24 protein-coding genes are annotated in these 23,976 nt (G+C 34.3%); 2 read left to right on the plus strand and 22 right to left on the minus strand.

From position 1 onward, the window contains the following. Positions 1-22: 22 nt before the first annotated feature. The 5 genes from bglX to ACKX2A_RS04220 form a co-directional block, all read right to left on the minus strand. Positions 23-2,350 (minus strand): beta-glucosidase BglX, encoded by a 2,328-nt coding sequence (gene bglX, locus ACKX2A_RS04200; RefSeq protein ID WP_415327781.1) that lies wholly within the window; start codon positions 2,348-2,350, stop codon positions 23-25. Positions 2,351-2,528: 178 nt separating this feature from the next. Continuing rightward, entirely contained in the window at positions 2,529-3,236 is a 708-nt protein-coding gene (locus ACKX2A_RS04205; RefSeq protein ID WP_415327782.1) for a prolyl oligopeptidase family serine peptidase, read from the minus strand. A gap of 281 nt (positions 3,237-3,517) precedes the next feature. Beyond that, positions 3,518-4,906, minus strand: coding sequence for a glucoamylase family protein (locus tag ACKX2A_RS04210; RefSeq protein ID WP_415327783.1), 1,389 nt, complete (start codon positions 4,904-4,906; stop codon positions 3,518-3,520). Positions 4,907-4,985: 79 nt separating this feature from the next. After that, positions 4,986-6,437: a RagB/SusD family nutrient uptake outer membrane protein gene (locus ACKX2A_RS04215; RefSeq protein ID WP_415327784.1), complete on the minus strand. Its 1,452-nt coding sequence runs from the start codon at positions 6,435-6,437 to the stop codon at positions 4,986-4,988. A 4-nt stretch (positions 6,438-6,441) separates the two neighbouring features. Further along, the gene (locus tag ACKX2A_RS04220) at positions 6,442-9,285 is read right to left on the minus strand and encodes a SusC/RagA family TonB-linked outer membrane protein (protein WP_415327785.1); all 2,844 of its coding nucleotides are present in this window, start codon (positions 9,283-9,285) and stop codon (positions 6,442-6,444) included. A gap of 377 nt (positions 9,286-9,662) precedes the next feature. On the opposite strand from ACKX2A_RS04220, the gene ACKX2A_RS04225 reads away from it, so the two are divergent. Further along, entirely contained in the window at positions 9,663-10,340 is a 678-nt protein-coding gene (locus ACKX2A_RS04225) for a DUF4197 family protein (RefSeq protein ID WP_415327786.1), read from the plus strand. A gap of 42 nt (positions 10,341-10,382) precedes the next feature. Beyond that, positions 10,383-10,688: a DUF493 family protein gene (locus ACKX2A_RS04230; protein ID WP_415327787.1), complete on the plus strand. Its 306-nt coding sequence runs from the start codon at positions 10,383-10,385 to the stop codon at positions 10,686-10,688. A gap of 65 nt (positions 10,689-10,753) precedes the next feature. Here ACKX2A_RS04230 and ACKX2A_RS04235 read toward each other — a convergent pair whose 3' ends face one another. The 17 genes from ACKX2A_RS04235 to eco form a co-directional block, all read right to left on the minus strand. Continuing rightward, complete coding sequence (locus ACKX2A_RS04235) at positions 10,754-11,104, minus strand: ArsC/Spx/MgsR family protein (protein WP_415327788.1); 351 nt, start codon at positions 11,102-11,104, stop codon at positions 10,754-10,756. Between the two features lie 88 nt (positions 11,105-11,192). Further along, positions 11,193-11,807 carry a deoxynucleoside kinase gene (locus ACKX2A_RS04240; RefSeq protein ID WP_415327789.1) on the minus strand — a complete coding sequence of 205 codons (615 nt, stop codon included), beginning with the start codon at positions 11,805-11,807 and terminating at the stop codon, positions 11,193-11,195. Between the two features lie 36 nt (positions 11,808-11,843). Next, the gene (locus ACKX2A_RS04245) at positions 11,844-12,743 is read right to left on the minus strand and encodes a hypothetical protein (RefSeq protein WP_415327790.1); all 900 of its coding nucleotides are present in this window, start codon (positions 12,741-12,743) and stop codon (positions 11,844-11,846) included. A gap of 153 nt (positions 12,744-12,896) precedes the next feature. Beyond that, positions 12,897-13,922 (minus strand): glutaminyl-peptide cyclotransferase, encoded by a 1,026-nt coding sequence (locus ACKX2A_RS04250; protein WP_415327791.1) that lies wholly within the window; start codon positions 13,920-13,922, stop codon positions 12,897-12,899. Between the two features lie 257 nt (positions 13,923-14,179). Beyond that, positions 14,180-15,202, minus strand: a complete 1,023-nt coding sequence (locus tag ACKX2A_RS04255) for a glutaminyl-peptide cyclotransferase (protein ID WP_415327792.1) — start codon at positions 15,200-15,202, stop codon at positions 14,180-14,182. 36 nt (positions 15,203-15,238) lie between these two features. Beyond that, the gene (locus ACKX2A_RS04260; RefSeq protein ID WP_415327793.1) at positions 15,239-15,625 is read right to left on the minus strand and encodes a VOC family protein; all 387 of its coding nucleotides are present in this window, start codon (positions 15,623-15,625) and stop codon (positions 15,239-15,241) included. 174 nt (positions 15,626-15,799) lie between these two features. Continuing rightward, on the minus strand, positions 15,800-16,231 hold the full coding sequence (locus tag ACKX2A_RS04265; RefSeq protein ID WP_415327794.1) for an SRPBCC family protein: 432 nt from the start codon (positions 16,229-16,231) through the stop codon (positions 15,800-15,802). A 234-nt stretch (positions 16,232-16,465) separates the two neighbouring features. Further along, complete coding sequence (locus tag ACKX2A_RS04270) at positions 16,466-18,079, minus strand: Na+/H+ antiporter (RefSeq protein ID WP_415327795.1); 1,614 nt, start codon at positions 18,077-18,079, stop codon at positions 16,466-16,468. A 164-nt stretch (positions 18,080-18,243) separates the two neighbouring features. Then, positions 18,244-19,248 carry a bestrophin family protein gene (locus ACKX2A_RS04275; protein ID WP_415327796.1) on the minus strand — a complete coding sequence of 335 codons (1,005 nt, stop codon included), beginning with the start codon at positions 19,246-19,248 and terminating at the stop codon, positions 18,244-18,246. 120 nt (positions 19,249-19,368) lie between these two features. Beyond that, a complete protein-coding gene (locus ACKX2A_RS04280; protein WP_415327797.1) occupies positions 19,369-20,046 on the minus strand; it encodes a DUF2490 domain-containing protein in 678 nt (225 codons plus the stop codon). Between the two features lie 379 nt (positions 20,047-20,425). Continuing rightward, complete coding sequence (locus ACKX2A_RS04285; RefSeq protein ID WP_415327798.1) at positions 20,426-20,872, minus strand: VOC family protein; 447 nt, start codon at positions 20,870-20,872, stop codon at positions 20,426-20,428. A 41-nt stretch (positions 20,873-20,913) separates the two neighbouring features. Next, positions 20,914-21,456: an SRPBCC family protein gene (locus ACKX2A_RS04290; RefSeq protein WP_415327799.1), complete on the minus strand. Its 543-nt coding sequence runs from the start codon at positions 21,454-21,456 to the stop codon at positions 20,914-20,916. 17 nt (positions 21,457-21,473) lie between these two features. Next, the gene (locus tag ACKX2A_RS04295) at positions 21,474-21,845 is read right to left on the minus strand and encodes a VOC family protein (protein WP_415327800.1); all 372 of its coding nucleotides are present in this window, start codon (positions 21,843-21,845) and stop codon (positions 21,474-21,476) included. Between the two features lie 94 nt (positions 21,846-21,939). Next, positions 21,940-22,245: a hypothetical protein gene (locus tag ACKX2A_RS04300; protein ID WP_415327801.1), complete on the minus strand. Its 306-nt coding sequence runs from the start codon at positions 22,243-22,245 to the stop codon at positions 21,940-21,942. Between the two features lie 2 nt (positions 22,246-22,247). After that, on the minus strand, positions 22,248-22,718 hold the full coding sequence (locus ACKX2A_RS04305; RefSeq protein ID WP_415327802.1) for a hypothetical protein: 471 nt from the start codon (positions 22,716-22,718) through the stop codon (positions 22,248-22,250). Positions 22,719-22,746: 28 nt separating this feature from the next. Further along, positions 22,747-23,202 (minus strand): DUF1569 domain-containing protein, encoded by a 456-nt coding sequence (locus ACKX2A_RS04310; RefSeq protein WP_415327803.1) that lies wholly within the window; start codon positions 23,200-23,202, stop codon positions 22,747-22,749. Between the two features lie 266 nt (positions 23,203-23,468). Next, complete coding sequence (eco, locus tag ACKX2A_RS04315; protein ID WP_415327804.1) at positions 23,469-23,954, minus strand: serine protease inhibitor ecotin; 486 nt, start codon at positions 23,952-23,954, stop codon at positions 23,469-23,471. Positions 23,955-23,976: the final 22 nt, after the last annotated feature.

The raw sequence follows: 23,976 nt of genomic DNA on the forward strand, positions 1-23,976 counted from the left end.
TTTTGAGCGGCTTAAATAAAATTTATTTTGTCCAGTTGATTTTTGAATGTTTCACCTCTTCGGAATTGGTACCGATCATGATATCAAATTCTCCGGATTCCCAGTCATACTTCAAGTCTCCGTTGTAGAATTTTAAGTTTTCAGGTGTGATGTCGAAAGTAACCTTTTTAGATTCACCTTTTTTCAACATTACTTTCTGGAAACCTTTCAATTCTTTTACCGGTCTTGTGATGCTTCCCACCATATCTCTTATGTATAATTGAACAACCTCAGCTCCGTCATAGTTTCCAGAGTTGGTAACTGTTACAGAAGCCTGAATCGTCTGATTTCCTTTCGGATTTGCATTAGAAACTGTAACATCAGAATAATTGAATTTAGAATAACTCAAACCAAATCCAAACGGATAAAGCGGTGTATTACATTCATCCATATAGTTTGAACGGAATCTTTGATATTCGCATTTGTCAACCAATTTCTGATCTAATGGGCGACCTGTATTTTTAGCATTATAATAAATCGGAACTTGTCCTAAACTTCTCGGGAACGTCATTGGTAATTTTCCGGAAGGATTTACTTTTCCGAAAAGAACGTCTGCAATTGCGTTTCCAGCTTCAGAACCTGCAAACCAAGCGTTTAAGATAGCATCAGGAGCGTCTTTTACATTCGTTAAAGCTAACGGACGACCTGTGAAAAGTACCATTGCGATTGGTTTCCCTGTCTTTTTTAATTCATTTAATAAATCAACCTGAGACTGAGGAATTGTAATTTCAGTTCTTGAAGACGATTCGCCACTCATTTCAGCTGATTCTCCGATTGCCAGAACAATAACGTCTGCTTTATTGGCAACGTCTACTGCCTCTTTTAACAAAGCTTCTTTTGAACGGTTGTCTCTGTCGGTTTTCTTACCGTGAGCCGCATAAATATCTTCTAATTTAGCATCATAATCGATGTTCGCGCCTTTAGCAGAAAGGAATTTCACCTCTTTTCCGTAATTTGCCTGAAGACCTTGCATTAAATTAACCGCTTTATCATGCTTTGCAGCAACGCTCCAAGTTCCTGGCATATTCAATGAATTGTTCACCAATGGTCCTATAACTGCAACCGTTCCCGCTTTTTTCAAAGGAAGAACCTGATTTTCGTTTTTCATTAAAACCATTGACTGAGCTGCAGCGTTTCTTGCAATATTTCTGTTTTCCATGCTGAAAACTTCTTTCGCTGCTAATTTTGCATCTCCAAACTTGTAAGGATCGGTAAATAATCCTAAGTCATATTTTGCTTCAAGAATTCTTTTTGCTGCCAAATCAATTTCAGCCTGAGTTACTTTTCCTTCAGCTAAAGATTTTTTTAATGTTGTTAAAAAACCTTCACCAACCATATCCATGTCAACACCTGCTTTTAAAGCCAATGCAGAAACTTCCTGAAGATTGCCCATTCCGTGGTCCACCATTTCGTTGATTCCTGTGTAATCGGTCACTACGAAACCTTTGAAATTCCATTTGTTTCTTAACACCTCAGTTTGAAGCCATCTGTTTCCCGTTGCAGGGACGCCATCAACTTCATTGAATGAAGCCATTACGGAAGCTACACCTGCATCAACAGCGGCTTTGTATGGTGGGAAATATTCGTTGAACATTCTCACATGGCTCATGTCAACCGTGTTGTAATCTCTACCCGCTTCACCTGCTCCATATAATGCAAAGTGCTTTACACAAGCCAAAATATTCGTTCCGTTTGCCAAGTCTTTTCCTTGATAACCGTACACCATATTTTTAGCGATCTCGCTTCCTAAATACGGATCTTCACCGGAACCTTCGGAAACCCTTCCCCATCTTGGTTCGCGGGAAATGTCGACCATTGGAGAGAATGTCCAGTTGATACCGTCAGAAGCTGCTTCTTTAGCTGCAATTCTAGCCGACTGCTGAACCAAATTCATATCCCAAGAAGCTGCCAAGCCTAATGGAATCGGGAAAGTTGTTTCGTAACCGTGAATAACATCCATTCCGAAAATCAAAGGAATTTTCAGACGGCTGTTTTCTACTGCCACTTTTTGAACTGCTTTAATTTTATCAGCTCCTTTTATGTTAAATAGTCCACCGACTAAGCCTTGTTCAACTTTTTTTCCAATGTCGGAACTTTTAGCCAAACCTGTAGTAAAATCTCCTGAACTTGGTAAATTCAACTGTCCGATTTTCTCGTCTAATGTCATTTTCGACAAAAGATTATCTACAAAAGCTTTCTTTTTAGCCTGATATTGAGCCGTCTGATAAGACTGAACGGACTTCGTTACCATTTCCTGCGCCGAAAACACAGGTGCCAATGCTAAAGTGGCGATTACAATTAACTTTTTCATAAATCTATCTTCTTTAATTATAGTTCTATTTTTTTGTTTTAATTTTTTAATAATGAGTTAATTTTAACGCTAGGTTCGCTAAGTTTTTTCTTTAAAATTGTCCTGCATATTTTTGTTCGCAAGGGCGTTTCACTCAGCAAATGATAGCGACTTTTTAAAATTTTCTAACATTATTAAATTACTTCTCTTTTCTTTTTGACAACATCCATTCGTATAAACCGGGATTTGAATACGTGGAATCCCATGAATTGTGGTTGTCGTTCGGAAAGATTGTTAATTCTGCAGATGGATTGACCGGGTGTAGTTTCTGATAAAAATTGAATGCATTTTCGGGTAAAACTACGTCGTCCATTCCGCCATGAAAAATTTTCATGTTTAAATTCTTGTATTGATCGATGTTCGCATACATAACTCTGTCGGTTGGTGCACAAACTGAAACCACTGCAGCAAACATTTCGGGATGCTCCATTGCCAGTTTCAGCGTTCCCCAACCTCCCATTGAAAGTCCTGTAAGGTAAATTCTGGAAGCATCGATTTTATACTTTTTCTGAATTTCTTTAATTAAATTATAAACCGTCACCGTATCCCACCAAGTATTTTCCGGACATTGAGGGGCTAAAATTGCAACAGGCTCCTTAATCAGGTTTTTATACGTGAACGGACTGTGCGCTTTTACGACCTCCAAATTATTTCCTCTTTCGCCCGAACCGTGCAGAAACACGATTAACGGAACATTTCCTTTTACTTTTTGAGGGTAATCGAGAATGTAGGAAATTTTTTCCTGTCTTTTAATTTCTTTATTTAATTCTGCTTTGATTTCCTGAGCCTGTAAACTCAATGAAAATGGCAGAAATAAAAGTGGTAAATGGTTTAGCTTTAATTTCATTTTTAATATTTAGGTTTTGGTTTTTTAGTTCTTCGTTTGTTTTTTTAGTTAATAGGATTTCATCCTATCGTGTTTTAAGTCATCCCTTCGGGACTTTCTCTTTCTAAAATAGCCCCGATTGAAGTGGCATCCTTTTTTGTTGCGATCGGAGCAAAGCGGAGATCGGAATAAAAAAGATATAACGGAAAGCGGGATTAAGCTCCTAAACAACATCTGGTAATTGGCTTTTTGCTATTGGCTTAACAAACTATTTATTAAAAATCCATCATTAATAAAAACAATTATTTGATGTTATATTTTTCTGATTTGAAGCTTAATTTCTTTAATCCTTGTTGGATTTCAGGCGCATTCATGAATAATTTCCATAAAAATCGTGTTCGGTAATTTTCAATCATTGGAGCAATGGTTCCCTGATCGATTGCTAAATATCTTGGCGTCGTCCAATTATCATAATTAATCGAAGTAGCATCGTAAGGTCCTGCAGAACCGATAAACTCTGGTTTTTGAGTGTAAATAAACCTCAGGAAATCCATAGATTCTTTTGGAGAATACGGGAAACTGCTCAACGCTGCTGTCGGAGTAATTACGCCGTGGTCATTTTGCGGAAAATGTGCGTCGTAGCCTACTCCACCGTCTTTATTTCTGGAATAACTTGCTGTAAGTCCCCAATAATTTGGTCCGTAACCTTTCCATCCTTTTGGATTTTCGACACAGTATTTGTAATCGATAAGAACCTGATTTTTATTTAAATCAAAATAATTTTTGATTAATTTATCCGATAAATTTGTTGGATCCAAACCAATGTAAGAATATTGAGTCCAGAATAATGGTCCTCCGTATTCCTCTGCACCATTGTGCTTTACGTACATTGGAAGTCCGTATTTTTCTTTGTCTGAAAGATAAGTTCCGTTTCTAGTCCACCCTTTGTAATAGGTTTCTGCATCGATAGAATACGTTGGTGATGAAGCGGCTAAAATGTAGGTAATTAAACATTCGTTGTAGCCTTCCAATGGGAAGTTCATTTCCCACTGATATTCTGGTGACCAGTGCCAGTACAAAACTTTTTCGCCGCCTTTTGTATACCAATTCCATTGAATTCCTTTCCAAAGCTCGTCGCATTTTTTGGCAAGTGCTTTTTCTTCTGCATTTCCGTTTTTGAAATATTCACGAACCATCAAAATTCCTGAAGTCAAGAATGCCGTTTCTACCAAATCTCCTCCGTTGTCTTTCTTCCCGAAAGGAACAGTTTTTCCGGTCTCTCCATTGATCCAGTGCGACCAAGCTCCTTTGTGACGATCGGCCTTTGCAAGGAAATCCATCATGGTAGTCAATCGTTTCACCGCATCTTTTCTCGGAACAAATCCTCTCTCGACTCCAACCAATATTGTAGCTAATCCAAATCCTGATCCACCTGTGGTAATCACATGCTTATCATTATCGGGATAGATATTGTCTTCGTGGTAGCGCTCTCTTCCCAACATTGAGTTTGGTTCTGCATAATCCCAAAAGTATTTCAATGCATCTTTTTGGACTCTGTCCATCAATTGTTCGTCAGTAATATTACTTTTTACAACTTGAGTTTGCGAGTCTGAAGGTTTGAGGGCTTGCGAGTTTTTGCAGGAAGCCACAAATAATGCCGCAATTGCGATTGACAGTAGTGTCCTTTTCATAATTCAAATATTTTAAAATTCATCCCTAAAAGAAGAGGAGAACTTTCATTCTCCTCTAAAGTTTTTTATTGATTAAATTTTAATAGCCTGGGTTTTGAGCTGATAAGCCACCTGCTTCTGATATAAAATCTTGCGGTAATGGGAATAATTCATGTGTTCCCACCTTGAATACTTTTCCACCATCAGCCGCCATAGCCGCCTGAGCCTGACCGGTTCTTACTAAATCGAACCATCTATCATGCTCGAAAGCTAGCTCTAGCCTTCTTTGTTTCCAAATATCTGCTCTTACATCTGCCTGAGACGCCGCCGGAGTATTTCCGATATTTGCTCTGTTTCTTACTTGGTTTAAGAAAGGGATCGCGGCAGAAGTTTGTCCTAATTCATTCATTGCTTCAGCTTTTATCAAAAGAACTTCGGCGTATCTTAAATAACGAATGTTTACATCCGTTGAAGCTTGATCTCTGTAGTTAGATGAATATGCTTTATAATTGTAAAATTTATTTTCTGTATTTGGACCTACATAATACCCATCATACAAAGTCATATCTCTATGGATAATTGTAGCATCTCTTCTTGTATCTGTTGCGGAGTAGGCATCGTACAAACTTTGAGTAGGAGTTGCGAATCCCCAACCCCAACCGGTTGTACCTCTTGCACCTTGTACTTGGCTGTATTGTTGAATAGCTCTTCCTGCTGTTCCTCCACTTCCATTAATTTCAAAGATAGATTCTGCATTATTTTCTCCTGAAACTTTATAAATATCTTGGAAATTAGAAGTCAATGAATAACCTGTTACCAAGTTACACTCATCTACAGCCAATTGCCATTTTTTCTGATATAAGTAAACTTTAGCTAAAAGTGCATGAGCCGCTCCTTTTGTTGCTCTTTGTCCTCCCGTTCCTGTCGGCAAAACCTGAGCAGCTTCTTTAAGATCTTTTTCTATAAAAGCATAAATATCTTCTTTACTTTTTCTTGTAAGTGTCATTAACTTATCAGCTTCAACCCCTGTTACAGGAACATGATCCACCAAAGGAACCCCGCCAAAAGATCTCACTAAAGTAAAATACATAAAAGCTCTTAAAAATTTAGCCTCTCCAGCTAATCTTTCACGTAATTGGAGATCAGCTTTATCTAATTGTGGAAGATATTTTAATGCTTGATTACATCTATTAATTCCCTGATAATTAGACGCAAACAACTCCTTAAATGAAGGGGTTGCCGGTGTAAAGTTTAAGGCATCTAAAATATCTTTATCAGAACCAGAATCACTTGGGCTAGAACCTTTATCTGCATCATCTGATACAATAGATGTTACCCCAATCCATGCAAAAGTACTCATATTCCAATCCAAGAACTTAGCATAAATAGCTGTTACTAAATTATTAGCACCCTCATCGTTATTATATATTTCTCCAAATGCAGATTCTGGAATTGCTTCTGTAGGTTGCACATCAATAAAGTCATTGCTACAACTTTGATTTGCAGCTCCCAAAATTAAAAACGCAGCTGCTATGATATATTTCTTATTCATTTTTTTAAAAATTTAGGTTAACACCAAATACAAAAGATCTCAATGTAGGATAGGCATCTAATTCTATCCCCGCACGTTTATATGGATCTCCTTCTGCTGTAGAATCTGCAGGATTATATCCTGATAATTCCGAAGTAAATCCTGAGTATTTTTGAAATACAAAAGGATTAATTGCACTTACATAAAGTTTAATTGACTTCATATAATTAGTTATATTCTTAAAAGTATATCCTACCGAAATATTATTAATTCTGAAATAATCTCCATCTTCTAAATAAAAAGTAGATGCAACAGGAATATTTTCAGGATTTATAGGATTTGCTGCATTTGTATTTGTAGGAGACCAAAAATTGTTAGCTACAGAAGCCTCTACATTTTCACCTCCATTTCTCTGTGCTTTTTTACCATTATATACTTTAAATCCAAACGCACCATATCCACTCACTGCAAAATCCCAATTTTTATAAGACATAGAAACATTTACACCTAATGTTGATTTAGGAATATAAGAATCAAAGAAACGTCTGTCTCCTCCATCGGTAATACCATTACCATTCAAATCTTTAAACTTCAGATTACCATTTGCATCGTAACCATCTGCTTCATATAAATAAAAACTTCCTAAAGCATACCCCACAGCAGATGCATTAAAAAGTTTTGTATCTACTCCATTTCCAAGATTTCCCCCTACGATTTGAGAGACAGGTTTAGAAAGATCTATGCTTGCAAGTTTGTTTTTATTATAAGAATAATTTGCACCAATTGAATATGTGAAATCTTCACCCACTTTGTCCGCCCAATTTAAACTTAACTCAGCTCCTTTATTCTGAACGCTTCCCATGTGAGAGTAGTTTATTTCTGAAATTCCTGTTGCTAAGTACGGTACAACACCTAAAATAAGGTTTTCAGTTTTTCTATTATATACATCAAAAGTACCTGTTAATCTATTATTTAAGATACCAAAATCTAATCCTAGTGAAGATTCTTCTGTAACTTCCCATCCCAAATCTGGATCGTAACCTTTATTGACTGTAACTCCATTACTAACAGGAGAGCTTCCAAATGCATAATTGTAAGTGGATCCAGAAGAAAGTGGTAAATAATTCAATGGTACATTTTGGTTACCAATTTTACCCCATCCTCCTCTTATTTTTAATAGATTAAAGAATCCTCCTTTTAAGAACTCTTCTTCAGAGACCACCCAGCCTAATCCAAACGATGGGAAAGTTCCCCATTTATTACCATCTGCAAACTGAGAAGAGCCATCCCTTCTGATGGTACCGCTTAGTAAGTAGCGGTTCATAAACTTATATTGTAATCTTCCAAAATAAGAAATTGTTGTATTTCTATTTCCTTGTATGGACTCAATAGCTTTTGTATCATTGTCGCTATATAAATTTCCATAATAATCAACTCCGCTAAGATTCCAATAATCTTTTGAGACAGGAACATTCTTTCTGTTTATAACCAAAGTCTCAAGACCATTTTTTACAGAAGCTTCAGTACCAGCAACAACTTCAATATCATGATTCCCTACTTTTTTAGTATATGTTAAATAATTATTTAGTAACCAATTGTAGTAATTTTGGTTTCTATTTGTTAATCTTGTTAATGGTGTAGTTGTATCAAACCCACTTTCAACTCTCGTCGGATCGTTATCTAACCACAACCCTTTAGAATTTACAAAATTATAATACTTATAATTGTTATATTCACCACTAAACTGAGAAGTAAATTTTAAATCTTTAACAATATCAATATCAAGTTTTAATCCTCCTTGCAATAAGAAATTTTTTCCTTGTTGATTATCATATGCAAGTTGCATTACAGGATTTGGTACATTATTAAAACGTCCTCCTGTATAGCTGATATTACCATTGGAATCATAAATTGGCTGCCCGTATTTACCATTTGGATAATAGACCGGGACTAATGGTGATTGTTTATATGCGTTTGTAAAAGCACCAAATGATTTAGGTGTATCATTTGTAAAAGTAGCACTTAAAGTCTGAGCCAATCTAATACCTTTAGTAATTCTAAATTCATTATTAGTTCTTATTGTTGTTCTATTATAATTAGACCCTTTTAAAATAGATTGCTCATCATAATTTCCTAAACTAAGAAAATATTTTGCAGTTTCCGAAGAACCAGAAATCGATACGTTATGCTGGTTATAAATACCGGTTCTGGTAATTTCTTTAAACCAATCTGTATCATAAGGTTGATTAGGATTTAGATATGTACTCTTTTTACCGGCATTATTGTAAGTGGCAAACTCAGAAGCATTTGCCATTTCAATTGTCTTCAATGGATTTCTAATCCCAATAAGGCCATCATAAGAAACACTTAATTTTCCTTTACCTGATTTCGTTGTAATAATAATTACCCCGTTCGCAGCCCTATTACCATAGATTGCTAAGGCAGCAGCATCTTTCAGAATATCATAGGTTAAGATATCATTTGAATTGATGTTATTAATATTATCAGTAAACATTCCGTCTACTACATATAGAGGAGTTCTTCCACCTAATACTGTTCCAAGACCTCTGATCATTACTGTAGGTGTAGATCCTGGGGCATCTGAAGCTGTAACCTGAACACCTGCTGCCTTCCCTTGAATAGCCTGTGACGCATTTAATACTTTTGTTTTTGTTACCTCATCAGCATTAATTGAACTAATAGCTGTTGTATTATCAACCTTCTTTCTGCTACCATACCCAATCATTACAACCTCCTCTATTTTCTGTTCCTTCGTCACAGAGTCTTTTGGAGTAACCTGCGCATTGACATTCATACCAAAGTATAGAACAGCAATGAGACATGAATACTTTAAATCACTTTGTTTCATATAGTTTAATTTTATTCGTACAATCAAATTCAAAATAGGTTTCGTACACCTTTTTTTTATGCCTTTATTTTGATCATAATGTATTTCTCAAAAAAAGACATTAGCCAAAATTATAAAATTATATGTAATATCGTTAAATTTTCTTAAAAATTCTTCAAAAAGACGAAGTAATTATTAAAAAATTAATAATTTTTAGATTTTAACAGCATTTTTTTAATATTAGCCGATTTTTAAATAAAATAATGCAATCGATTTTCCTGACACTTATCATAAAAAAATACCCAAAAATGGCTTATACGTTTAAGATTTTGTTAAATTAATAATTGTAAGTAAATTTGGTTCGCTATTTGAAAGTTTATAAAGTTTAATCAATATCAATGAAAAAATACATTATTGCTGCTGCTTTGCTTATCGGAACAGGAGCTGTTATCAATACCACAATGCAGTCCTGTACTTCATTGGCAACATCGGATTTGGGATTATCAATCATCAAAAAATTCCTTTTAAACGGAATTGATAAAGGTGTAAATATTTATAGTAACAGAGATGCTTTTCTTCAAAATAATATGGTAGACAAAGCGCTTCCAAAACAATTGAGAGATATCAATTCTATGTTGGAAAAAATCGCTCCGTCTTTGGTACAGAAAGAAAGAGAATATATTGCTGATGCGGCAGTTTATACAGTAAACATTTCAAAACCGATTCTAACAAATGCCGTGAATAGCCTGAATGCACAAGATGTAACACGAATCATTCAAGGCGAAAAAGGTACGGCAACGTTGATTTTGAAAGAAAAAACGTCTCAACAATTAATTGCTGCGATCACTCCGAAAGTTGAAGAGCAGCTTAATCAGTATGGCATCGTAAAAAGCATTAACACAGCTTTATCGGGAAGCAATTTGTTGGGGAGCCTTTTAGGTGGAAATAAAACCAGCGTAAATTCAGGAGGTTTAAGCCAATTGGCTTCTGAACAACTGGTAAACGGAATTTTTAATATTATCGAAGATTACGAAATCCAAAACTCTAAGTCTCTTCTTGGACCTCTTGGAAAATAGAAAAATTTTCGCTATATTTATATAGATAATTAAAATTTGTAGATGGATATATTACAAGGAAATCAACATGCAAGCCCAGAGGATTTTTATAATTCTTTAAGGGAAAAACTGGAAGGTCACCACGATTTTCCGGAAGACTATTTATTCAAATTTATCATTCCGACGGATCAGTCTAAATTGACTGAAATTTATAAGGTATTCGACGGAATTAAGTTTACATTAGGAAACCGTGAAAGCAAAAACGGAAAATATACAGCCTGCAATATCAATGCATTTGTTTTAGATGCAGATCAGGTAGTAAGAATTTATAAAGAAGTCGCAAAAATAGAAGGCGTAATTCTATTGTAAAAAAAACCGTTGACTGAGGTTCTTGAAGTCAACGGTTTTTTTAGCTTATAATTTTAATGTATTTATTATTTTTCAATAAAATACTTAACGTTCTCAATAGGTCTTCCCAACATCGCTACCGAACCTTTTATTAAAATCGGTCTTTGGATCAGCGACGGATTTTCAGATAAAACCTTTATCCACTCATCTTCGGATAAATTTTTACTCGCAAAATTTTCCAGATATAATTTTTCTGTTTTTCGGATGATATGAAAAACACTTTGGTTCAATTTCTTTAAAACAGTTTTAATTTCAAGAATACTTAGCGGATCTTCCACAATATTAATGATCTCAAACGGCACCCCATTTTCGTCCAGATATTCTAAAACCGCATTCGATTTTGAACAATTTCCATTATGTAAAACCTTAACTAACATCTTTAATTATATTTAAAAATTAAACTTGTTCTTAACAAATTTAAAAAGAAATGAACTTACGTGAATCTTAATTTATAATAAAAATTTGTTAAAACAGACCATTCAATTCTGCCTCAATTTTTTCTAAAATAAATCCGAAATCTTCAGGTTTTTCAACAAAATCTAAATCATCAACCTCGATAATCAACAGCTTTCCTTCCGTGTAATTGGAAATCCACTTTTCATATTTTTGGTTCAGTTTAGAAAGATATTCGATACTGATTGATGCTTCGTACTCTCTACCTCTTTTGTAAATCTTTTTAACCAAATTCGGCACATCAGATTTAAGATAAATCAATAAATCAGGTGCAGAAACGAAAGATTTCATTAAAGTAAATACAGCATCGTAATTTTTAAAATCACGGTCAGAAAGAAGGTTCATGTCATTTAAGTTCTCCGCAAAAATATGGGCATCCTCATAAATTGTACGATCCTGAATGATGTTTTTCCCACTCTCCCTAATCTCCTTCACCTGACGGAATCTACTTCCCAAAAAGTAAATCTGCAAAGCAAAACTCCATTTGCTCATGTCGGCATAAAAATCCTCCAGATAAGGATTGTGATCTACATCTTCAAACTGTGCATCCCATCCGTAATGCTTCGAAAGCATCGTCGTCAACGTAGTTTTCCCTGCTCCAATATTTCCTGTAACTGCAATATGCATATTTTTCCTTAATGTTTTGATAGATTAATAAACAAACTAAACACCGACAGACTGTACATCCGAAGTCTCCTCAATCAGCTTCTGTAAAGAGCTTTCTGCAGGATTTTTCTGTTCGATTTCCTGAGTTTTCTTTTCCAGTTTTCCTTCCGGACTGTCTGGTTCGGCAGGTTTTTCAACTTCTTGTTCCGGAACTTTCTGCTGTGGTTCCGGCTCAGTCTTGGGTTTAGTTTCTACACCTTTTTCAAGGCTGTAAAGATAGAGTTTGTTAGCTTTGATTTCAAAATAAGAAAGGGTGTTTTTATCCACAATTTGCGCATCGGCATCACCAAAAACCGTAACCATTTCTTTTTCCGGAACGTACTTTAAAATAGAATTATTTGTTATGACTAAAATAAATTCGTTCTCTCTTCTGAAACGTTTTCCGTTCTCAATCGGCGCTTCAAAGATTTTTTCAAATTTAAAAGTATAAACTCTGATGTGCTTTTTTGTTAAAATATAGACCTTATTTTCATACACCAAGAGATCCATCAGTTCGTCGAAACTTGCATCAAAAGGGTAAGAATTTATCGTCGATTCGTTTCTGAAATTATACTGTATAAGTCGTTTTGTACTGTCGTCCAACAGCCACAACTGCTGCAAATCTTCGGCATAAGCCATTTTAATGAAACCAAATTTCTGCTTAAAATCAACCTTTTGAATTTCATTCATATTTTGATCTACAAACTTCATTTCCTGAGCATTTTCCGAAAATAAAGGCACGCTCAACGGATTTTGAACTGTCTGAATTTTATAGGGAACCGTCAACATCAGTCTCCCGATCTGTTTTCCCAGTGAATCGTATTTTGTAAGGCTGAAATCTTTGTTTTTGTAGATATATAAATTTCCGTAATCATCGGCAAGCATATCCTTAGATTCCTTCAATTTTAAAGTATCCAAAGGAAGTGCTTTCTGTGCGGATAACGAACAGAAAATCAATATAAATATAACGTGTAATAGTCTCAAATTCTTTCACTAAGATAGCGCTCCCGAGGAACGCTACCAATTTAATTAATTTATTTTGTTTCGAAAGAAGTTACGATTAATTTTAACTTATTTAATAGCAACTTCATAAATTTTCGCCCAGTTTTTACCTGTCACCAACATATTATTTCCTTTAAAAGCGATTCCGTTTAAAACATGTTCAGTATCGTTTTTGGTATTTTCTTCTGTAATTTTTGAGAAATCAAACTTTCCAACAGTTTCGCCTGTTATTGGATTTATCTTTAAAATATACGGTTGATGCCAAACATTAGCGTAAATAAATCCGTTATAATATTCCAGCTCGTTGATTTGATTGTAAATATCTTTATTTCCTCCTACAGAAACAGTTTTCACTATTTTTGAAGGATTATTCGGATCAAGAAAAAACAGATTGTTGGATCCGTCATCTGCAATTAAGTTTTTCCCGTCATAAGTCATACCCCAACCTTCATTAAACTCAACAGGCATAGTAAATTCTGAGATTTTCTTTAATGTTTTTTTATCGTAAATAAATCCGATTTTATTCTGATAAGTTAACTGATAAATTTTATCTCCTACAATCGCGCAACCTTCGGAAAATATTTCAGGAGATTGTTTTTCAACTACAGTCGGAGTTGTGCTTCCTAAGGTGTACTTTATTAGTTGTGAGTCATTTTTTAATCCATCACTTTCGTAGATCATATTCCCTTCAAGAAGAAAACCTTCCACAAAATTATTCGGATCGTGGGGATATTCTGCAACAATTTCAAACGGAATATTCTGCTCAGGAGTTTTAGAAAAAACATTGATCGTCGCGTCTTGAGTCAAGGTTTCGCCACTTTTAGTTTTAATATTAAAAGTAACTTCATTATCACCATAACTAAAAAACTTAGGATCAATCGTCATGCTGGAAGTTTGCTTGTCGCCAAAGCTGATGGAAATACTTTCTGCAAAATCTGTCACCTCTTTCGGAAGATTCAGTTTATCTCCAAAATGATATCCTTTTTCCGTCATCGAATTGTTGTAATCCGCCAAAGAGTTCATGATATCTTTATCGTTTTTACAAGATGTAAGCAACAAAATCGCTGCAAAACCTGTTATCAGACTTTTCTTCACGTTTTAGATTTTTATTTTAACCACAAAAGGGACAAAAGATTATTTATTATATATTTCTAATACTTTGTTTTTCAAAAATAAGTGAAACGCCTTTGTTTATCTTAATTTAAAAATATAATTAAATGATTCTTTGTCTTACTTGGCGTTTAATTATCGCAAGGTTAAACAAAGTTTTTTGAAATAAAATTACTTATTTAAAGATAAACAAAGGCACTTCGTTTATTTAAGTAATACAAAGTTTTTTTTTAATCAAAAAATTATTTGATGGCAACTTCATAAATTTTAGACCAGTTTTTCCCGGTCACCAACATATTTTCGCCTTTGAAAGCAATTCCGTTCAACACATCGTCGCTTCCTTTTGTATTTTGTTTTGCAATATCAGTAAAGTCGAACGTTCCGACAACCTCTCCGTTTGCAGGATTAATTTTCAAAATAATCGGTTTCTGCCAGACATTTGCATAAATAAATCCGTTATGGAATTCTAATTCATTTAACTGATCGTAAGCCTGAGAACTTCCCGCAACAGCAATGTATTTTACCATTTTGGACGGATCATTTACATCAAGGAAATATAATAATTTACTTCCGTCTGATGCGATTAGATTTTTACCATCATAAGTCAATCCCCAACCTTCTCCAAGAACATTCGGATATGCAAATTCTTTTAATAATTTTAATGAACTTTTATCATACACGTAACCTTTTTTACTTTGCCACGTCAATTGATAAACTTTATCACCCACAATTGTACTTCCTTCAGAAAAATCTTCCTGAGCCTGTTTCGTAGAAGCCAAAGGAGTTGTTGTTCCTAAAGTATATTTTAAAATCTGGGAAGAACCGTTTTGTCCGTCACTTTCGTAGATTGTATTTCCTTCAATCTGGAAACCCTGTACAAAATTTTTAGGATCATGAGGATATTCTGCAACGATTTCGTAATTGATTTTTTGTTCAGGATTTTTCGCAAAAACGTTGATGGTTGCATCCTGAGTTAAAGTTTCACCACCTTTTGTTTTGATATTAAAAGTAACAGCATTGTCACCTAAAGTGAAGAATTTTGGATCGATCGTAAGATCCGAAGTTTCCTTGTCACCAAAGCTGATTGAAATCGTTTCTGCATCGTCCGTAACCTCTTTTGGAAGCGTTAATTTATCTCCGAAATGATACCCTTTCTCCGTCATAGAATTGTTGTAATCCGCTAAAGAATCCAAAACCTTTTTATCATTCTTACAAGATGCCAACAACAAAATTGCTGCAAAACCAACTATAATATTTTTTTTCATTGATATTTCTAAATATTTCCCCAAAATTAGCAAAATTTATTCCGCTTTGCTAATTTCATCGATATGTTGACCAAATTGTAATATGTAGCCGTTGTTGTCATAGATCGCAAATTCTCTCATTTCCCAGTCGAAAGTTTCGATTTCATAACAGATTTTCGCCTTTGTACTCAGATCTTCCCAAAGTCCATTGACATCATCAACATTAAAATAAAATGAACCTGTAAAACCAACTCCATTAAAATTTTCATGCTGATTAGGTTTTGTTAACATAATTTCTACTCCATTTTTTTCCAATGAAGCCCATTGCCAATCGTCATCTCTTTCCTGCAAAGTAAAGCCTAAAATCTGAGTATAAAACCCAATTGTATCGTCTAGTTTTTCTGTCCATAAAATCGGACGAAGGGAATTAAATTTTGCCATCATTTATATTTTTTATTTAAAATATCAACTTAAATCTTTGAACTTCTTTAAACTTTTTTAGTAGCTTAATCCCTCTTGGAATTTACACTGAGCTTGTCGAAGTGCATACTGCTTTCTTATATTATGCTTAGATCCTGTCAGGATGACAAACTTTGAAATAAAAGTTTAAACAAATTTTTATTTATTTTCCAGATAAGGTTTCAAACTTTGACCAATAATTCCGTTCCAACCTTCTGTAAAAGAATCTCGTGAAAAATTTTCTCCTAAATCATTAAAATTGTCAATATCATCATGAATTAGTTTTACTAAAGTTTCATTATTTCCTTCAGGCTGAAGTTCCCAGCTTACGGTCGTTTTCTTGTCCGAAAATTCAGGATAAGCCCAAGAATGTTTCAATTTCTGATTAGGAATTATTTCTAAAATTTCTCCCTGATGATGATATTTTTTCTCTTCACCAGGTTCGTAAAAATTGAAAATCTTTCCATGTTCAGGTTCAAAATCATAAATATCGAAATACCAGGATCTCATTTCTGTTTTGTCGGTTAATGCTTTCCAAACCTTATGAACAGGCGCATTTACTTTGTATTCTAAGATAATCGGATTGCTCATATTTGATGTTTTTTATTTTAATCTTTAAACGGAAATGTATGGTTAATTATTCTAAACCACAAAAGTCACAAAAGATTTATGCTAAATTTAAGATTAATTTAAAACTTTTCAAAAGTTCACAAAATGAAAATCAAAGATTTTCTAAATTATGTATTCCTGTTTTTGTTTTAATTTAACTTAAATAATAAAACATTAAAATCTTTTGTGACTTTTGTGGTTTAAATTCAATAAAGCCTATCCGTGCGCAAATCCAGTGATTTTTGCTTCATCAAAATCCAACTGCATTTCGATCGTTCTCATTACATGATCGTCGAAAATCTTTTCACGTTTCATCCGGTGAAGTTCGTTTCTCTGAGCTTGAATAATCTGCCTCATGACGTCTTTATTTTCGCTCATTGCCGTTACGTAATCACCCGTTGAAGCCATACATTGGGCTTTGTCTGCCATCATCATCATTTCATTTTCAAGCTTATGTTTTTGGTGCTGAACCAGGCTGTTTCTTTCCGCTAAATCTGAGAAATCATTTTCCAATTTATGTAATGCCGTTTCTTTCAATTTTCTCATTAAAATTACTTCCTGCTTTTCTTCCGGAAGTTCGCTACCTGCATCACTTACTTTTAAAAATTTCAAAATTGGAGTTAATAACAATCCTTGTCCGACCAACGTAATTAAAATGATTACAAAGGTTACAAATAGAATGATATTTCGGTGTGGAAATGCTTCTCCGTTGGGTAAAAATGCAGGAATTGATAACGCCGCAGCTAATGAAACCACTCCCCTCATCGCCGCAAAACTAATGATGAAAGGTTCTCGCCAGTCGGGTTTCGGTGATTTTAATCTCAATTCTTTTGAACAAATTCTAGGAAAATACATTAAGGCATAACTGTACAAAATTCGTGTTCCGATAATTGCTCCCCCAATCACAACACTGTAAAAAATTCCTTCTGAAATGGTGTAATCTTTCATCGCAGCAACAACAACGGGTAATTCAAGACCAATCAAAATGAAAATGATGGTATTCATTAAAAATATTAAAACACTCCAAACATTTCCAGACTGGATTCTTGAGGTGTGGCTCAAGTAACAATGTGAATTATAAGACATTAGCAAACCTCCTACCACTACCGCCAAAACACCTGAAAAATGGAAATGTTCTGCACCAATGTACATAATGTAAGGAACTATTAATGTGATAATTGTGTCGATATTTGAGTTCGATGGAATCCATTTTAATAATGTTCCGAAAAGTAATCCGGCTCCTGCTCCGATTGCGATTCCGCCGATTGCCATTGTAAAGAAATCCTTCACGGCTTCTCCAAAAATGAATTGCCCTGAAATGACTGCAGCTAAGGCAAATTTAAATACAATTAAACTCGATGCATCATTGATCAAACTTTCTCCTTCCAAAATCGTAGTGATTTTTTTCGGAATTTTCATGTGTTTTAAAACCGAAGTTGCGGCAACAGCATCCGGCGGAGAATTTACTCCTCCCAATAAGAATCCCATCGCGACCGTCAATCCCGGGATAATTGATGAAGAAAGGTATGCAACGACAATTGAGGTGAGAAAAACCAGTCCGAAAGCCATCGAAAAAATCTGTTTTCTCCACTTATGAAAATCCTGCCACGAAGTGAACCAAGCCGCTTCGAATAAGATTGGCGGAAGGAAAATTAAAAATACCAAATCGGGTTCTATCTCAATATGCGGCATTCCCGGAACCAGGCTTATCAAAAGTCCTGCAATCACAAGGAAGATAGGGTATGCAACTTTCAGTTTTTGTCCTATCATTACCAATATCATCACAGACAACAATACCGCGATTGATATTATGACGTAATTGTGAATCATTTATTTATTTTTTTAATAATGTTAATTTTTTAATGATTTTTTTTCTCTCACTGATTTTGCAGATTATGCAGACTTCCTTGTTTCATTTACAAAATATTCATGAGAATTTTATTAAGCAAAGATTGGGTTTTAATTTAATCTTTACATTAATCTTGTTTAATATTTTAGAGAACAATATTGTGTTTTGGAGCAATTGCCGGCGGAAGATCGGTTTCATCCAGCATATCTCTCATATCAATTTCAATGGTTCGGCTGATTTGTGTGATCGGAACGTCATTCGGACTTCCTTCAAAAGGGTTGACAGAAGCCTCTCCTACACTATCCAGAGTATGAAAACACCAAGTCACCAGCAAAGAAAACGGAATATTGAACCACAAAGTATAGCCTTGGATGATTGTTCCGTCACCTAATTTATCAAACTCTTTTAATAAACCAAAAGGTACGAAAACAATGAATAAAAGCAACAAATAAGTTGTAATTGATGAAAAATTTCTTGGATATGGAAAGTTTTTAATTCTTTCTGCTCTTCCCTGATGATCGGTAAATTTTATCAATTGCTGATTAATCTGAGTCCATTGAAAATCATTAATTTCGCCATTTTTATAAGCTTCCGACAATTCCTTACTCTGACTTGCCATCAATTGTGTCGCACGATTTTTTTTACTTAAAATATATTGAAGTTCGTCATCTGAAAGATAGTTTTTCAACTCATCATCTAATTTTAAAAGCTTTTCGCAAATATCATATTTTCTTGCATATTCCTCATATTGAGGTGTATTCATATTTTCCCATGCTCTTGGCTCCCGAAGTTGAAAACGAAGAGCAGTCAACCATGCATAATGACGCAAAAACATATCTTTTACTTTTCCAGAATTTTTTTCAGAAAGCGAATCTCTTAAAATATATCCGAAAGTACGGCTGTCATTGATGATCGCTCCGTAAATCTGTCTTGCTTCCCACAATCGGCTGTAGCTCGCATTGTTTTTAAAACCAACAATAAAAGCCACCGCAGTTCCCATAATCGCAATCGGCTGCCACGGAAAAGAAAGAAATTTCCATCCAAAAAAGTACATAACTGTCGGGATTGTTGCCAAAACAGTGAGACAATAGATGCTTCTTCTTGTCCAGACGATAAATTCTGCTGCTCCAAATTTTTTTCCTGCGTGCATGAGCGTTGATTTTTAGTTTTTTATTAAATAGTCAATGTGTGAATGGTCAATTCATTTTATTGTCAATTTAAGAATGTAAAAAATTCACTATTCACATATTGACAATTCACTCTTTACCTTCTAATCTAGCTTTGTAAAAGGAATATTGTTGTAAAAACCAATCTGAATCTGTCCACGGTTTCTATTTTCCTGAATCTGATTCATATAACCAGCTTCGATCCTCATATTTTTATTGATTATATATCCCAAAGCTCCATATACTCTGTTTCTATCGAAGGTCGGACTGTTGAAATGAAGAAAAATCTCATTGTAAACAGATCCGTAAAAAGTTTTCGGCAACATTTCCTTGTTATTGATCGGTATATTCAGTCCTAAAAAATAACGAAACCTCATCCTGAAATCATCCTGCAAAAACCTCTCTTCCAGTCGATAACGATGTTGGATATTAAAACGTCCGAACTTCTGTTTTGTAATATATTGCTGGAAAATTCGATGTTCTATATTTTCTGTTTTTTCACCATTTATGTATGGTTTGCTTAAAATAAATCCGTAACCTAATAAAATATTGTTATTATTTTCCGTTAAATCATATCCGATTCCGGTACGAATCAACAATTGTTCGAGATCTCCGACTGCATCAAAATTTCGGTATTGGATCTCATTATGGAAATTCAGTTTTTTACTGATTTTATTATTTCCGAAATACATGTACCAAGCTCCTAAATCGTTTTTCTGTGCGTAAGTTGTCGTTGCCGTGAAGCCAAAAATCATTAAAGCCAATGATCTTAAAATTCTCATAATCTTTAGTTTTAACTTAAATATTTTTCTTAAACAAATATTTAATTTTATTATTAAAATCTATCACATTTTAAAAAGTGATTTCGATTATCAATAATAAGGAAAATTTAGTTTTTATGAAAATTTAAATTTTTAGTTTAAAATGTTTATTCTTAACGCAAAGTTTGCTAAGATTTTTTTATTTAAAATTTTATACTTTTTGTTCGCAAAGGCGTTGACACTCAGCGAATGATAGCGCTTCTATATTTGTAAAAATTAAAATTTAAAAAATTCCTTTTGTTAAATTTAAAAAATTTTGGAATGCCAATCTATTTCAAAATAAAAACCGACAGAATATTTGCCGGTTTGTTTTGTCTAATATTTATTTAAAATATTAATTTTAAGAATGTTGCATTTTCGCAGGATCGTCATAGTTTACCATCCAGTTGATTCCAAATTTATCGGTAAACATTCCGAAATAAGCTCCCCAAAAAGTGTCTGCCATTGGCATTGTAACTGTTCCGTCTGCAGAAAGTCCGGCGAATAATTTGTCAGCTTCTTCTTTAGATGCTGCGCTGATAGAAATTGAAAAGTTGTTACCCGTTTTGAAATGAGTAGCATAATCGCAACCCACGTCGCTTCCCATTAAAGTAGTTTCCTTTGAAATCGGAAGAGAAACGTGCATAATTTTGTCTTTATCTTCTTCTTTTGCTTCCTGACCTTCCATTGGAGGCATTTCCCCGAAAGTTCCGATGTATTGATATTCACCTCCGAAAACTGATTTGTAAAAATCGAATACCTCTTTACAATTTCCGTTGAATGTTAAATAAACGTTTACTGATGCCATAATTTTTTTTAGTTTAAAGTTTTAAGTTTAATTTTCTGTGTTTATTGTTTTTCGGATAAGCTTTTCAATCGTGAAAGTCCTTCCTGATAATCTTTTCCAATAGCTCCTTCCATATTCATGAATAATTTCATAACAGTAAAAGGATAAGGAATTGTAGACATAAATCCCCAGGTTGCCTTGCTGCCATTTCCTTCCGGAACAACTGTTACATAAGCTTTCGCTTCACTTTTATAAGGTGTTAAAAATACAATATCTGTATCGATTCTTTTGTTTGTCGCGTCAACTTTTTTCACTTCCTGACAACCTTCTCCCGCTTCCTTTTTTGTACTTTTCCAGCACACTTTTTCTCCCGGTTGACCAGTCGTTCCTGTCCAATCTTTTTTCATATTCGGATCAAGATCGTTCCACGGACTCCACTGATCCATTGCTTTCAATGTGTTGGTATTCTGCCAAACTTTTTCAACGGGAGCATTGATTGTAATTGATTTTTCATACTTACAATCTCCCGAAATAAAGAATGCCACAATCAACCAAAAGATTAAAATTGATGCTAAAACAATGATTGTCCACTTTAAAATTTTCATAATTGATGTTTTTAAAATTATCTGTGTTGATCGATTAAAATCATATTTCCATCCGGATCTTTCAAATAAATATGTTCAGGACCGGAAGTTGTTTCGTCTGCTTCTTTCTGAATTTCAACACCTTGCTCCTTCAAATGTTTCTGAATATCGCGAACGTCATCAAAAGACTCCAGGTTTTGTGCATTTTGATCCCATCCCGGATTAAAAGTCAACATATTACCATCAAACATTGCCTGAAAAAGACCGATAATGTGATCTCCGTTTTTCATGATGAGATAATTCTGCTCCATCGCTCCCCCCATATGACTGAACCCTAATTTTTCGTAAAAATCTTTAGACTTCTGAAGATTTTTTACACTTAAACTAATTGAAAATGCACCTAGTTTCATGCTGTTTTTTTATTTAATGCTAATTTGTATCCTATTAAAACCAATCCCCAAACCGCGATTCCTAAAACCTAAAACCAAGCTGGAGTCGGTAACATTACCAGATTGTAATCGTCGCCAATAGAAAGAAAACTCCACAAATAATTGCGGCTGTCGGCTTGTTATTATTCGCCACTTTTGTCGCCACAAATCCTGAAAGAAAAGCGCCTAAAGCATAACCGATAATAACAATGAATTTGCCCATAAAAGGCAGATTTTCAACATAATTTTTGAATCCTTCCAGATCGTCCGGTCGTAAACCTTCGGGAAAAGGATAGAGAGAATGCCCTACTCTTTCCATCATCCAAACGCCTAGAGAACCAACGATAATGCCGGCTATCACAGCTAAAACTCGTCTTAACATGATTATTGATTTTTTATCCGTGTTTTAAAATCCAGGGTGTTATCATAGCTCTTCCAATCCCCTATAAATTCTATGTATTGAGCTTCAACTTTCTCAGAATCTTTATTCCATTTGAAAGTGTAGATAAATCTTCCTTTGAAAAGCCCGGAATGTTTTCCTTTATTTTCCTCAGCCAGTTCGTACTCGCCATACACAGTCCCTTTTCTCTTGGCATCTTTATATTTGGTGATCGTTAGCTTGCCTTCAAATTTGGTATAATTTTTATCGACAAGCGTATATCCGGAAACAAAATATTCCTGATCATTTTTCTTATTTTGTTCTGAAATATTGATTTTCAGTTTTATTTCCTGATTTTTATTACCAATCGTTCCGGTGTATGCCTTACTGTTGTTTAACCAAACATTAGAGATATTTGGCATTTGAGCCCATGCAAAATTGGAAATGAGAATGAGGAGTAATAAAATTTTTTTCATAATTGAGTTTAGTTTTTATTGATCTTTTTTAAACTCCGAATTGTGCCAAATGATGATTCAGGTGCTTTGCAAACATATTGTTCCATTCATTTGCCTTCAATTTTCCGAAAGAAAAAGATTCTTTACCATCAAAAGCAGAAGCACCTAATTGTTGAGTTTTTTGGATAAACCCAATCAGTCTTTTCTTTTCTTCATCAAAATTCTTTCTTTCTGAAACGATGAACTGTGGCGCAGTCGGTCCGTTTTGAGGATATGCTTTTTCGCCAACCACCTTAGATTTCACAAAAGATTTTAAAATAAACTTTGCAATAGCGCCCGGTTTTTTGTGTTTTTCCGGCTCGTAAACCATTTCATAAGATACGTTACAGTGAGCCAACATCTGATCGACTGTCATTTTTCCCCACAAACCTTTCGTTTCAAAGGTAAGATTATTTATCCTATCAATGTAATTCTGAGCATCTTTTGCATCAAAAACGTTTTCCATAGCTTATTTAATTGTTAAAAAACAAATATATCAGTTTTTTCTTATCATTTTCAACCATTTATTAAAAAGAATTTAATTCGTTAAAAACGAAAAGATTAGGAAATATATTTTTTATAATGAATGGTGAATTGTCAATTGGTAAAATTTTGTGATTGTATGAATTGGAAATTTATTTTTGATTGATTTCTTCTATTGATTTTTAATGTCTTAAAAACAAAAAACTCCTCAAAATCGAGGAGCTTTTCTATTTAAAAATCATTTTCAAATTATCTTTGAACAGCTTTCTTCATTACATCCGGACGTAAGATCCTGTAACGAACTTCCATATCTTTCGGAACGTAGAAAACAAGGGGTAATTTACTATTATATCTTACCGTTTCTGGTTGAAGTGAAACGAATTTTTTCGTCAATTTTTGATCCGGACAAGCCATCAAAGTTCCCCCCGTTTCACCTTTTGACTCTACTTCATAATAATTATAGCCCCAGCCCTGAAGATCCTTATTATTCACTTTTCCGATTAGGAAATGCTTGTTACAGTCTAACATTTTTTCTGCTCCGACAAAGAATTCCACTTTAAGATCGCTTTCGTTTTTTGCGATCGGAAGCTGAATGTAAACTTGTTTAAAACCCTCTTTCGCTTTTGGGAACATTTCAATCTGTAATTTCTCAAACTTTTCTGCCTTCTTCTGTGCGAAAGCATTTGCTCCTACAAACATGATCAACCCTGCAATAATTGTTTTTGAAAATTTCATAATTTTTGTATTTATTTTTTAC

This window comes from Chryseobacterium sp. MMS23-Vi53, assembly GCF_047651245.1.
In the GTDB taxonomy this organism is placed as follows: Bacteria; Bacteroidota; Bacteroidia; order Flavobacteriales; family Weeksellaceae; genus Chryseobacterium.